Raw genomic sequence first — 12,654 nt, 5'->3', positions numbered from 1 at the left:
ATGTTAAAACAAAAGAAAAAGATATTTCAATTGGCAGCAATCGGATTGGCTTCACTTGCTATTTTAGCGGGCTGTAATTCAGATGAAGCTACAGATAAAGACTCAGAGGATGGCGTGAAGGTACGTACAGTGAAGGTTGCATTCGATCAGGCGTCCAAGCCGATAAGTTATCTTGATGATAAAGGCAATCCAACAGGCTACGATGTGGAAGTTATGAAGCTAGTGGATGAACTATTACCCGAATATAAGTTTGAATTTGTAGGGACAACGAGTGATGATTTACTGATCGGTGTTGAGCAAGGGAAATATCAAGTAGGTGTAAAAAACGCATTCTTTACGCAGGAACGTACAGAGAAATTTATTTTCCCTAAAGAATTTTTAGGCTTAAGTAGTGCAGGTTTAGTTTTACGTAAAGAAGATGAAGGTGTGAAAACTTTAGCTGACTTTGCTAAAAAAGGTTATTCATTAGCACCAATTGCTGCGAATAATGCTCAATACACAATTATTGATGAATACAATAAAGCGAACCCGGATAATAAAGTTAAATTACAGGCTGGGGATGCGTTCACTATCGATGTCGTGCAATGGGTAAATGAAAAACGTGTTGATGGTGGTGTCATGATTGAAGGTCCGTTTAAACAACAAGTTTTAGCAGAAGATGGCCCCTATTATAATTTAAAGGATGACGTAGTGTACAACGAATTTGCCGTTATTAAAACATGGCCGTTGTTCAATAAGAAGGAACAAGCATTTGCAGATGCTTACGATAAAGCGATAGCGCAGATTAAAGAACAGAAGAAAACAAATGAATTAAGCACTAAGTTTTACGGTCGAGATTTATTTGAAGTGTTAGAAACTGTGAATCGTTAATACTCTTTTAAAGAGCAATTGGTAACGAATAAAAGGCTGCCTGAGTCAGTGTACTCAGCAGTCTTTATTAATATAGAAGTTGGTGAGGAAATGGAGAAGTATTTTGATGCATCATATATTTGGAACTCAATTCCTGTATTATTGCCGTTTTTAAAAGTTACCTTCTTAGTCGCAGGGTCTTCCATTGTACTAGGCACAATTTTTGGCTTACTATTAGCAGCTGCCAAGTTAAGTGCAATAAAGTTATTGCAAAAATTGGCAAACTTATATACAACGATTATGCGTTGTACACCATCGATTGTCTTATTATTCCTCGTCTATTATGGTGTTCCGGCGTTAGCGGAAAACTTTGGCGTGAATCTCCATTCAATTGAAACAGCCATTTTTGTAGTCGTAACATTCACTTTGCAGTTTGCGGCGATTATGTCAGAGGTTATTCGTTCGGCCTATTTAGCCATTGATAAAGGGCAATTTGAAGCGGCGGTTAGTGTGGGATTAACACCACTTCAAGCATATCGACGTATTATTTTCCCACAGGCACTCGTTATCGCTTTACCGAACTTTGGGAATGGAATGATTGCGTTATTACAAGAGGGGGCACTTGCTTATACAATTGGCTTAATTGATATTGTCGGAAAAGCAAATTTAATTATCGCAAGTAATATTAATGCACATGCATTAGAAATATATATTGCCTTGGCGATTGTTTACTGGGTGCTATCGATTATTATCGAAAAATTCTTTGCTATGCTAGAAAAGTTTTTTGGCAAAGGTAAAAAGACATTAGAAACGACGTAAGGAGGCGTAACCATGAATTATCAATTTTTAATGGAAACATTTTTTGTTGCATTATCAGGTGTACCTGTCGCACTCCTTGTGACAATTGTTGCTATGCTTGTTGCCCTGCCACTTGGTTTTCTATTGGCACTAACACGGATCAATAAAATCCCAGTGATCCATCATATAGCAAAAATTTATGTTTCCTTTGTTCGAGGTACACCTATTATCATTCAAATCTTTATTATTTATAGTAGTATCCCATTACTACTTAAAATTATTTTTGAAAAATATAATATTGCCTTTGATATTTATAAAATCAATCCGATTTGGTATGCATTTATCGTCTTCGCCTTTAGTACGACTGCAATTTTAATAGAAGTATTTCGTTCTGCTCTAAGTACGATTGAAAAAGGTCAGCTAGAGGCTGCCCATGCAGTAGGCTTATCAACATGTCAAGCCTATCGCCGTATTATTATTCCACAAGCTTTAGTAGTAGCTATGCCAAATATTTGTACGGCTACAGTTAATCTCATTAAAGCGACGTCTTTAGGCTATGCAATGTCCTTGCCTGAAATTACCCTGAAGGCTAAGGTAGCTGCAAATGTTGGCTACAATTACGTAGAAGCATATATTGATATTTTCATTGTGTACTTAATTTTATGTAGTACGGTTGAATACATTTTTAAACGATATGAAAAACATTTAAGCAAATTCAAAGTGGCAAAAGCCTAAGGGGTGAACGAGTATGTTAGAAATAAAAAATATCCATAAATCATTTGGTGACAATGAAATTTTAAAGGGTGTCGATTTAGCCATTGATAAAGGTGATGTTGTCGTTATTTTAGGTCCTAGCGGATCCGGAAAAACGACATTATTACGTTGCATTAACTTTTTAGAAAAGGCCGATCAAGGACATGCGACATTTGGTGATATTCAAGTGGATTTTCAAAATGTGAAGAAGAAGGACGTACATTCCATCCGTCAACGTGTAGCCTTTGTATTCCAAAACTATAATCTTTTCACGAATAAAACAGCGCTAGAAAATGTGACAGAAGGACTTATTATAGGACGTAAAGTTCCAAAGGCAGAGGCCATTGAAATTGGCAAAAAGGCACTCGATAAAGTAGGTTTATCAGAAAAATACGATTCCTATCCAAGTCAATTGTCTGGAGGTCAACAACAGCGAGTTGGTATTGCACGAGCAGTGGCGTTAAATCCGGATATTATTTTATTTGATGAACCAACTTCTGCACTTGACCCAGAGCTAGTAGGAGAAGTCCTTCAGGTTATGAAAAACATTGCTGCGGAAGGGACGACGATGCTTGTTGTCACACATGAAATGGGCTTTGCCAAAGACGTCGCCAACCGAGTAATTTTTATGGACGGTGGTGTCGTTGTAGAGGAAGGAAGCCCTTATGATATATTCGTTAATCCGAAAGAGGAACGCACGAAGAAATTCTTAAAACGTGTGATTCCAGAGGATTATAATTACTACATTTAAAGATAATAAAAGAACAAAAAGAGAATCTGCAAGCCTTCCGTGAAAGCAAGCAAATTCTCTTTTTTGAAATTAAATATCTAAAAAATGTGTTAACTCGTTAATAGCATAGATATGCAATTCGTGCATAGCTCGTGTACAAGCTGTGTAGAAATAATGGCGTTCTGTTTCTCTAAAATAATTAGCTGCGGAGGCATTATAAAGCAATACAGCATCGAATTCAATTCCTTTTGCCATATAAGCAGGTAATAGTAAAATGCCTTTTTTAAATTGATTTGTATGATGGGTAATGAGCTGAATATCTACTTGGTCTTTCATTTGATCAAAAACCTTCGTACATTCTTGCTCTGTTTTACAGATGACTGCAATTGTTTCGAAATTTAGGGACAAGTTTTTTATCTTTTCGACAAGCTGTTCATTTAAATCTATTTCATTCGGAACGATCGTGATAGTCGGTTCGGGACCCGTTCGATTAAAGGCTTCTACTTTTGCGTCCTCATGTAAAATCTTCGAAGTTAGGTGAATAATTTGTTTTGTTGAGCGATAACTTTTCGTTAATATCATTTTTTCTGCTTGTTCACCATATAATTGTGGCGTCAGCAGTGAGGGGTTATTAAAGGTATGAGGATGGATGGTTTGATGTCCATCACCCAATATCGTCATACGTGCACGTGGGAATAATTGTTGTAATACAAATAGCTGAAATGGAGAATAGTCTTGTGCTTCATCAACTAAAACATGACGAATCATCGTATTTGTTCGTTGACCTTCTATTTTGTCCTGTAAGTATAAAAATGGAGCCGCATCTTCATACGAAATAATGCGCTTTGCTAAATTAGGGAGTGTATGTTGACAGATTTCTCCCCAACAGTCGGGTAAAAAGTTCTGTAATTGCTGGTGAATAGTATTGTTCATGTTAAACAATTGACGATAAATGCCTAACATATGAACGAATTTTAATTGCTTCACAGATTGACGAAGTGGCTTGAACTGTTTTTTAACAATTTGGATGGCTAATTTCTTACGCTCTTGCTCAAAATCATCAAAAGAGTTTTCTGAAAACCGACCTTCATGTAAAAGCTCGCTATAGGTTTTTGTATACTCTTCAATGTCTAAAAGCTCACTAGCCTCTTCTACCCATTCTTTAGTCCGTTCTGCTTTTTCCATTTTCGATAATCGTTGTAATAACCATTCTGTCACTAATTGCAGTCGATTTGGGATGGGAATTGTGGCATTGAACGAATAAAAGTATTCAGCAATTTCTTGAGCTGTAATAATTCTCTCTCCGTGAAAAACAATATTTTTAAAAAGTAAACCTTCGTGTGCAAGGACCTGAATGTATTTGTCCATCAATTCTCGATATTGGAGGCTAGCTTTAAAAGAAATAATCGTAAGCTTCGTTTGGTAGAGCGGCTCATCTTTCTCTGTTAAAAGTGACTCCAATTGCTCATAAGGATATTCCAATTGGAACTGTCGACCTAAACGTTTTGTTGCATATTCGGAGAAAGTTAATTGCTGCATATTATCTTCACCTAAATCCGGTAAAACGGTATGAACATATTGATTAAAGAGCTGATTAGGTGTAATTAATAAAATTTGATCAGCAGTAATTTGGTCTCGATAATGATACAACAAATAAGCAACACGTTGGAGAGCAACAGCTGTTTTTCCACTACCCGCTACACCCTCTACGATGAGATAAGGAGTGTTGACATGTCGAATAATTTTATTTTGCTCAGCTTGAATCGTTGCTACAATGCTCCGGATATGTTCGTTTGCATTTTGAGCGAGAATATCGAGTAATAAGTCATCACCAATCGTTAAACCTGTATTAAACATCGATTGTAATTGACCATTCTTAATGATAAATTGCCGTTTTAAAAGCATTTCACCTTGAATTTCTTCAGTTGCCGTTTCATAAGTAGCTGGGCCAGGCGTATAATCATAATACATACTTGATATAGGGGCTCGCCAATCATAAATTAATATGTTTTCATTCTCTTCATCCATTAAGGTTGTGACACCGATATAAATCTTTAAAGGTTCGTTATGACCATCCTGTAAAAAATCAATACGAGCAAAATAGGGTGATTGCTGTAAACGATAGTAAATTTTTACATCCTTGATGGCACGTTGCTGAGCATGCTCGGAATCAGAAAGGAGCTCTGCCTGTTGTTTGATAGCATAATAGGTCTCGTCTAGGTCCTCTGGCGTATCTAAATTCACTCTGACGTCGTCCCAAAAGGTTTTCCTTAACGTTAAAACATTGTCTCTAAAATCTTCTCCTTTTCGTATTAATTCCTCTTTTTTGTGACCAACTGTGTTTAAACAAAGAACAAGATATTGTTTTTCTTCTGTCCATTCATATTGCTTTTCCAACGTTACTCACAGTCCTCTCCATATAATTATTTGTATGGTTTTTGAATCGAGAAATTTATCATACAGCCAGTCCAGAAAGAAGTATAGTCTAGTAATTATGGGAAATTTATGATATAATAAAATTATAAGGGAAAATCAAATTTTTAATAAAAAGACTGTTCCGGAAAAGTTGGAGCAGTCCTTTTTATATCCTAATTTTTCCCTTTTGAAGAATGTTCCTTTTTATGGATGGTCACCTATATTTTGGTGTTCGGGCAGTCGACTCCTTGGGGATCGGCGTCACAGATGAGAACCTGGAGCTAGTTGGTAGAGGAACGAAGGCTGAAACATCATGTCTTGTGATAACGCCTTCGTGACCTACGTAGTGTAGACCTAAGAGGGCTCATGGGACGCTCCTGGGAAAGCGCCCTGTTGAAACGAAAATCAACACCACGTTATGGTGATTATCCCTGTGTGACTTCGTTATCATTTTAACCATCAAAAATTAATCTCTATACTTTAATTGAGACGATGGTTAATTTTTGATAAAGAAAGAAGGGTAGAAGTTAATTGCTAACTAAAGAATAGGTTTCTATAAATGATATAGACACTTGAAAGGGGGTGAAAAAATGAAGGTGATATTTACAGTTGGGTTACCTGGAAGCGGCAAGAGCACGTTTGTTAAGAGACTAGCCAAAAGCGAAAATGCAGTTGTTCTTTCAAGTGATGCTATACGTCAAGAGTTATTTGGTGACGTTGCAAGACAGAAATCACGAATAGTATTTCGTGTTTTGTATGAGCGTTTAAATGAATTTGTGGCTAAAGGTCAATCTGTCATTGTTGATGCGACAAATATCGAACGGGAACGTAGGATGTTTGCGTTGGGTAAATTGTCTGATGATGTGGAGACTGCATGCTATTATTTTGATACACCATATGCGTTGTGTATAACAAGAAATCAACAAAGAAAGAGAAAAGTTCCGTTAATAATAATGGATAAAATGAGGAAGAATTTAGAGTTTCCGATATTGGGGGAGGGATTTGATGAGGTGCATATTGTACATGAATCGAGTCCGTATGAAATCTCGAAAGAGCAGTTTCTTTCACTAATCCAAAGCGAACCCGCATATGATGAGCTTTTTCAAAAGCTGAGATCAGTCCAACTATTTAAAGAGATTTATCAATTTAATCAAGAAAATCCATATCATCAATTTTTACTTTGTCAGCATACGTATTTTGTTTATGAATATATGAACGAATACTATATGGAGAGTGACAAGCTAGCATTACAAATTGCCGCTTTATTTCATGATGTAGGCAAACCATTTTGTAAAAAATATAAAGAATTACAACAAAGATATGGGTATTATGGACATGAAAATGTATCTGCTCAAATGGTATGCCATTTTTTATTAGAGCTAGGCTTTGAAGAAGACTTTGTTTTAAAGGTTGTCAATTTAGTGCAATTTCATATGTTAATTCAATATGGGGGCGATAAGGGAGGAAGTAAGATTTATCATTTAGTAAATGCTGACTTATTAACAAAGCTTTATTTCTTTCGCGAGGCAGATCAATTTGCCAAATAGATATAAACAAAGGAAGTGAGATTATGACCAATTTGATGAAATATCCAAGAAGCTTTCATTTGCCGTGGAGTAGAGGGTACACACACGATGATAAGGTTGCTAAAAATGTGGATCATTTTCTTGGAAAAGAGGTTGTTGTAACCGAAAAATTGGATGGTGAAGGAACAACACTTTATCACAACTATATGCATGCTAGAAGCATAAATTCAGGAGATCATCCATCTAGGCATTGGATAAAAACGTTTCATGCTACATTTGCATTTCAGATTCCAGAAGATTGGAGATTATGTGGTGAAAATGTTTATGCCAAGCACTCTATTTACTACAATGAATTAACTAGTTACTTTTATTTATTCAGTATTTGGAATGACAAAAATATTTGTTTAAGCTGGGATGAAACCGTCGAATATGCAGCTAAACTGGGCATTGAAACAGTACCTGTATTATATCGAGGCATTTTCGATGAAGAAAAAATAAAGAAGACTTTTACGGGGAAATCACTTCTTGGGGGTGAGCAGGAAGGGTATGTTATTAGAAATGCGGCTGCTTTCCATTATGATGATTTTCGATATAACCTAGGGAAATTTGTTAGAAAGAATCATGTTCGAACAAGTGAACATTGGTTAAATGAAGAAATGATGCCTAATCAACTGAAATAGATATTATTTGGAAAGAAAGATTTAATCTACTATAAAGCAAAAGGACTGAGAAAAATGTAATTCTTAATGGGGTTAAAAATACATAATGTATATGAGGAAGATGTAGTGGTAGCATGTCCCTTTATAGGATAGGGATTTAACAGGTTCGATTCCTGTCATCCTCACTAAATAAATGAAAAGCAGTAGTGACAAGGGCTTGATCCTTATTACTACTGCTTTTTTCTATCTTTCTATAATTTTGGCTCTTCACCAAACCGTGTGGTTGATTTCCGTTCCGACTGGGCGCTTTGTAGCTGACGCTTCGCTTTCGCTACAGAAAACATTTGTTGTTGCTGTCGCTACGCTTTCGCACAGAGCAAAGCTTCCTGGGGGCGTCCTATGAGCCGCTTTTTAACATGCTTTTCCCCTGTTTGCACCTCAAAAGGGAACCTGTTACTTAAGGATGGGGTAGCGTTTTTGATATAGCGTCGATATTTAAGCAGATCCACTATTAAAAAAAGAACTCCCAAACGAAAATGGGAGTTCATCTTTATACTCTTTTTATTTTGTATAGTTATCGAAATAACCTTGAATATAAATCATTGGTGTTCCTTTGTCACCTGAACCTGAAGTTAAGTCTGAAAGAGAACCAATTAGGTCTGTTAAGCGACGAGGTGTTGTACCTTGAGCGGCCATTTGCCCAGTTAAATCTTCATCTTTGTTTTGGATATACTCAGAAATTGCTGCTTTTAACTCTTCACCACGAAGATTTGCGAAATCGTTATCTGCTAAATATTTCAGCTTTACTTCGTTTGGTGTGCCATCTAATCCAGCAGTGTAAGCAGGAGATACGACAGGGTCTGCCAACTCCCAAATTTTACCTACAGGATCTTTAAATGCGCCATCGCCGTAAACCATTACTTCAACTGTTTTACCAGTAGCTTCTTTGATTTTTGCTTGGATGCCGTCAACAATTGGTTGGCAAGTGTGTGGGAATAATTTTACACTATCTTCAGTTGCTTTATTTGAACCAAGTAGACCATATTCCGCATTGAAGCCAGAACCGTTATTAGATACAGATAAAATATTGTCAAGACTGTATACTTTTTCAGCGCCATTTGCCGTTAAAATACGTTTTGTACGTAAGCGTGTATGAATATCACACGTTAAAACACTCTTCGTATAGTCTAAAATTGTTCTTGGGTTATTTGAAAAGATAACTTCACAAGCAGCGCCTTCAGCTTCGATTAACTCTTTATAATACTCAATATAATCTACACCTGTAAATGTGTGTTTTTTATAGCCAAAATGCTCACGGAATTCAACCTCAGTTAAAGTATCCGTCCAAGGGTTAATCCCTTTTACATCTAGCTCATCGATATCAACTAGGTGATTACCAACCTCATCTGATGGATAGCTTAGCATAAGAACGACTTTCTTCACGCCTTTAGCGATACCACGTAAGCAGTTAGCGAAACGGTTACGGCTAAGTATTGGGAAAATAACACCAACAGTATCGTCACCAAATTTAGCAGCTACGTCTGTTGCGATGTCATCGATTGATGCATAGTTACCTTGTGCACGCGCTACGACAGATTCTGTTACTGTTACGATGTCACGATCTTCAATTGAATAGCCTTCAATCTTTGCTGCGTTTAATACTGTGTCGACAACAATTTGTTCAATATTATCGCCTTCGTTAATAATTGGACCACGAAGACCTCTTACTACTGTACCAACTACACGTTCCAAAATAATCTCTCCTCATAAATGGTAAATGTATGTTAATTAAATAAATATAACCAATATGATTTTACTATACGCCTCTTTAGTGATATAAGTAAAATTAATAGTTCATATAATAGCTATAAGGAGTGCTTATATGATAGGGAAATTAGATTTATATCGTGTTTTTACTGTTGTTGCTAAAAATAATAGCTTTTCAAGCGCTGCTAGAGATTTATATATGACTCAACCAGCAGTTAGCCAAGCCATGATGCAATTAGAAAAGGAGCTCGGTACACGTCTCTTTAATCGTACTCCTAAGGGGGTAACGTTAACGACTGAGGGTAGACTTCTATATGAATATACGAATTCAGCATTAGGTCTTTTAGATGCTGGTGAGGAGAAGTTGCTAGAGTTTAAAAATTTAACAACCGGTCAGCTGAAAATTGGGGTAGGGGACACTATTTCTCGTTTCTTTTTAATGCCTTATCTAGAGGCGTTTCATACAATGTATCCTAATATAAAATTACAAATGCTAAATGGAACGACTTCGGAAATTTGTAACTTTATTAAATCCGGTGAGGTTGATATTGGGCTTTGTAATTTTCCGATAGAAGATCAGGCATTACAGTTAACCGCTTGCACGGAGGTACAAGATATTTTTGTATGTGGTGAGAAGTACAAAACGTTAGCGTCAAAAAGTTTAAGCTTAGAGGATCTTTTAAAGTTTCCACTTGTTTTTTTAGAGAAAAAGTCAAATTCAAGAAAGTATGTAGAAAATTATTTATTTGCAAGAGGAATCCACATTGAACCTGAGTTCGAGCTTGGTTCACATGATCTTGTGTTAGAATTTGCACGCAGTAATTTAGGGATTGCTTGTGTGACGAAAGAATTTTCTAAAGATTATTTGCAGCGAGGGCTTCTCTATGAGCTAACATTAACAGAAAGTATACCAGCACGAAGCATTGGCATGTGTTATTTGAAAAGTGTACCTTTATCTCGAGCAACGTTGAAATTTGTAGAAATTATTGAGCAAAAGCAGGAGCGTAAACGTCTAAATTTAAGAACTATAAAGTAAGCTTAGCGATTAAAATCCGCTAAGCTCTTTTTTTTAGTAGTGCCTCTATGAGGGTGTCAACATTGCGTTTATTTTTCATCGTAGGTGAGTACAAATAAGAGAATGTTCGCATAAACTGCTGTCCTTCAAGCGGCAAAATATTTATATCACCATTTTTTAGTTCACGCTCAATAACACTGGCAGACAGTAGAGAAAGGCCAAGCCCTTGTATAACACTCTCTTTCACACCTTGATTGCTACTAATAGTAAGAAGTGAACGCACTTGGAGCCCATTTGTTCTAAATAAATGATCTAAGTAATAACGAGTGCCAGAGCCTTCTTCACGTGCAACCCAATTTTGCTGCTGTAAGTCCGCAACCGTAATAGTCGACTTCTTTACAAGAGGGTGACTGCTAGCACTAACAATAAAAAGCTCATCCTGCATAAACGGTTTAATAATAACTTCATTGTCGTTTGACTGTCCTTCGATAAGGCCAATATCGACCTGTAACAATTTTGTATATTGAATGATTTCTTCCGTATTGCCAATAATAACTTGAAGCTCAAGCTGAGGGAATTGCTGTTGCAGACTCGCTATTATAGGTGGCAATATATATTCGCCAATTGTAAAACTAGAGCCGATAACAAGTGTACCTTGAATTTCATGATGATAAGCTAGAATATCTTCCCTAGCTACCTCTGCAATTGCCATCATTTGCTTAGCTCGTTTATATAAAATTTCTCCAGTTGGTGTAATTTGTACGGACTTTGGAGATCGGATAAATAACGTCGTTTGAAGTTCCTGCTCTAAGTTTTTTATGTGTAAGCTGACACTGGGCTGTGAAATATGAAGTATTTCGGATGCTTTCGTAAAATTATTGACTTCCACTAGTGTAATGAATGTTTTTAAAGCATCATATAGCATGTCATCACTCCTATTATTAGAAATATTAATCATTGCGATTATATATATGTATTTTACTAATGATTAACTTTTTAATAAAGTTATAATTATCAAGAATGAAAGAAGTGAACAACATGGATATTGGACAGAAGTTAAAAGGTTTCCTAACCCCTGCGTTTATGAAGGGGATATTGTTGACACTCATGATTGCCTTAGTGGCAAAGTATATTTCGACATTTCCGTTCTTCTCAATCCTGGGGCAGCTTGTTATTGCAATTATTTTAGGGATGGCTTGGAGAGCAGCTTTTAAGGTACAGGATTCATGGCAAAGTGGCATATCATTTTCAAGTAAAAAGCTATTACGATTAGGCATTATTTTACTGGGTATGCGTTTGAATTTAGCGGACATTTATCATGCCGGAGCGAGTGTCTTTCTTATTGCATTTATTGATTTGGTATTTGCTTTAGTGGTTGTATATGCTTTAACGAAGGTATTTCATGTTGAGAAGAAGTTAGGCATATTAACAGCTTGTGGCACAGCCATTTGTGGAGCAGCAGCTGTTGTCGCTATTGCTCCTCAAATTAAGGCAAATGAAAAAGAAACAGCAGTGGGTGCAGCGATTGTCGCATTACTAGGGACTATATTCACATTAGTTTACACAGTGCTATACTCAGTATTTAATTTAACGCCTACTGAATATGGTATTTTCGCAGGAGGCACGCTACATGAAATTGCCCATGTTATTGCCGCCGCCGCTGCTGGTGGAAATGAAGCAGTTGATATGGCGGTTATTGTTAAGCTAACACGTGTCGCATTGCTTGTACCGGTAGCTATTGTCATTGGTATTTTCTATCGGAAAATTGACAAGGAGCAGGAAAAAGAAGGCTTTTCACTGTCAATCATTCCGTGGTTTATTCTCGGATTTTTAGCAATGAGCGCTATTAATTCGTTAGGAATTATACCAGCCAATGTAGCGCAAACAATTGTCAATATCTCTTATCTTTTAATTGCGATGTCGATGGCTGGACTAGGTTTAAATGTAGAGATAAAAACCTTTAAAGAATTAGGTGTAAAAGCGTTTGTTGCAGGACTTATCGGTTCGGTTTTCTTATCAATAATCGGATATGTTTTAGTTATTTTAATGTATTAAAGTGTATCAAAAAAAACCTGCACATTGGAAATGAGGGCACTGAAAAACATCCAGTATTTATTGTTAAAAGAGTTTAACTTTTAAAAA

At 36.5% G+C, this 12,654-nt stretch carries 12 protein-coding genes and 1 tRNA gene; 9 read left to right on the top strand and 4 right to left on the bottom strand.

The genetic code is table 11. The features are described 5' to 3' along the window. From QRN68_RS03530 to QRN68_RS03515, 4 genes are read left to right on the top strand one after another with little or no spacing between them, the layout of a single operon-like run. On the top strand, positions 1 to 870 hold the full coding sequence (locus QRN68_RS03530; RefSeq protein WP_285395305.1) for a transporter substrate-binding domain-containing protein: 870 nt from the start codon (positions 1 to 3) through the stop codon (positions 868 to 870). A 48-nt stretch (positions 871 to 918) separates the two neighbouring features. After that, positions 919 to 1,668 carry an amino acid ABC transporter permease gene (locus QRN68_RS03525; protein WP_285395304.1) on the top strand — a complete coding sequence of 250 codons (750 nt, stop codon included), beginning with the start codon at positions 919 to 921 and terminating at the stop codon, positions 1,666 to 1,668. A gap of 12 nt (positions 1,669 to 1,680) precedes the next feature. Then, positions 1,681 to 2,382 carry an amino acid ABC transporter permease gene (locus tag QRN68_RS03520; RefSeq protein WP_285395303.1) on the top strand — a complete coding sequence of 234 codons (702 nt, stop codon included), beginning with the start codon at positions 1,681 to 1,683 and terminating at the stop codon, positions 2,380 to 2,382. Between the two features lie 13 nt (positions 2,383 to 2,395). Next, positions 2,396 to 3,151 (top strand): amino acid ABC transporter ATP-binding protein, encoded by a 756-nt coding sequence (locus tag QRN68_RS03515; RefSeq protein WP_285395302.1) that lies wholly within the window; start codon positions 2,396 to 2,398, stop codon positions 3,149 to 3,151. A 69-nt stretch (positions 3,152 to 3,220) separates the two neighbouring features. On the opposite strand, the gene helD is transcribed toward QRN68_RS03515, so the two are convergent. Further along, entirely contained in the window at positions 3,221 to 5,527 is a 2,307-nt protein-coding gene (helD, locus tag QRN68_RS03510; RefSeq protein ID WP_285395301.1) for an RNA polymerase recycling motor HelD, read from the bottom strand. A 608-nt stretch (positions 5,528 to 6,135) separates the two neighbouring features. Between helD and QRN68_RS03505 the strand changes: the two genes are divergently transcribed. From QRN68_RS03505 to QRN68_RS03495, 3 genes are all read left to right on the top strand, one after another. Further along, complete coding sequence (locus QRN68_RS03505; protein ID WP_285395300.1) at positions 6,136 to 7,092, top strand: AAA family ATPase; 957 nt, start codon at positions 6,136 to 6,138, stop codon at positions 7,090 to 7,092. Positions 7,093 to 7,115: 23 nt separating this feature from the next. Beyond that, positions 7,116 to 7,751 carry an RNA ligase family protein gene (locus tag QRN68_RS03500; RefSeq protein ID WP_285395299.1) on the top strand — a complete coding sequence of 212 codons (636 nt, stop codon included), beginning with the start codon at positions 7,116 to 7,118 and terminating at the stop codon, positions 7,749 to 7,751. A gap of 92 nt (positions 7,752 to 7,843) precedes the next feature. Next, positions 7,844 to 7,916 (top strand) — tRNA-Tyr (locus QRN68_RS03495). Positions 7,917 to 8,089: 173 nt separating this feature from the next. Here QRN68_RS03495 and QRN68_RS03490 read toward each other — a convergent pair. Then, positions 8,090 to 8,239 carry a hypothetical protein gene (locus QRN68_RS03490; protein ID WP_285395298.1) on the bottom strand — a complete coding sequence of 50 codons (150 nt, stop codon included), beginning with the start codon at positions 8,237 to 8,239 and terminating at the stop codon, positions 8,090 to 8,092. A 52-nt stretch (positions 8,240 to 8,291) separates the two neighbouring features. After that, positions 8,292 to 9,482: a coenzyme F420-0:L-glutamate ligase gene (locus QRN68_RS03485; RefSeq protein ID WP_285395297.1), complete on the bottom strand. Its 1,191-nt coding sequence runs from the start codon at positions 9,480 to 9,482 to the stop codon at positions 8,292 to 8,294. A 130-nt stretch (positions 9,483 to 9,612) separates the two neighbouring features. On the opposite strand from QRN68_RS03485, the gene QRN68_RS03480 reads away from it, so the two are divergent. Next, entirely contained in the window at positions 9,613 to 10,533 is a 921-nt protein-coding gene (locus QRN68_RS03480; RefSeq protein WP_285395296.1) for a LysR family transcriptional regulator, read from the top strand. A 19-nt stretch (positions 10,534 to 10,552) separates the two neighbouring features. Here QRN68_RS03480 and QRN68_RS03475 read toward each other — a convergent pair whose 3' ends face one another. After that, the gene (locus tag QRN68_RS03475) at positions 10,553 to 11,437 is read right to left on the bottom strand and encodes a LysR family transcriptional regulator (protein ID WP_285395295.1); all 885 of its coding nucleotides are present in this window, start codon (positions 11,435 to 11,437) and stop codon (positions 10,553 to 10,555) included. Between the two features lie 113 nt (positions 11,438 to 11,550). Between QRN68_RS03475 and QRN68_RS03470 the strand changes: the two genes are divergently transcribed. Next, entirely contained in the window at positions 11,551 to 12,567 is a 1,017-nt protein-coding gene (locus QRN68_RS03470; protein ID WP_285395294.1) for a YeiH family protein, read from the top strand. Positions 12,568 to 12,654 lie beyond the last annotated feature (87 nt).

It is taken from the genome of Lysinibacillus sp. fls2-241-R2A-57 (assembly GCF_030209535.1).
In the GTDB taxonomy this organism is placed as follows: Bacteria; Bacillota; Bacilli; order Bacillales_A; family Planococcaceae; genus Lysinibacillus.
The sequence above is the reverse complement of the archived record's forward strand: the minus strand, read 5'-3'. Positions and strand labels throughout refer to the sequence as shown.

What these genes read in the sequence shown, in the direction of transcription:
- QRN68_RS03505 (WP_285395300.1), top strand. Translation starts at nt 6,136, where the DNA reads ATGAAGGTGATATTTACAGTTGGGTTACCTGGAAGCGGCAAGAGCACG.
- QRN68_RS03475 (WP_285395295.1), bottom strand. Translation starts at nt 11,437, where the DNA reads ATGCTATATGATGCTTTAAAAACATTCATTACACTAGTGGAAGTCAAT.
- QRN68_RS03500 (WP_285395299.1), top strand. Translation starts at nt 7,116, where the DNA reads ATGACCAATTTGATGAAATATCCAAGAAGCTTTCATTTGCCGTGGAGT.
- QRN68_RS03470 (WP_285395294.1), top strand. Translation starts at nt 11,551, where the DNA reads ATGGATATTGGACAGAAGTTAAAAGGTTTCCTAACCCCTGCGTTTATG.
- QRN68_RS03520 (WP_285395303.1), top strand. Translation starts at nt 1,681, where the DNA reads ATGAATTATCAATTTTTAATGGAAACATTTTTTGTTGCATTATCAGGT.
- QRN68_RS03515 (WP_285395302.1), top strand. Translation starts at nt 2,396, where the DNA reads ATGTTAGAAATAAAAAATATCCATAAATCATTTGGTGACAATGAAATT.
- QRN68_RS03480 (WP_285395296.1), top strand. Translation starts at nt 9,613, where the DNA reads ATGATAGGGAAATTAGATTTATATCGTGTTTTTACTGTTGTTGCTAAA.
- QRN68_RS03530 (WP_285395305.1), top strand. Translation starts at nt 1, where the DNA reads ATGTTAAAACAAAAGAAAAAGATATTTCAATTGGCAGCAATCGGATTG.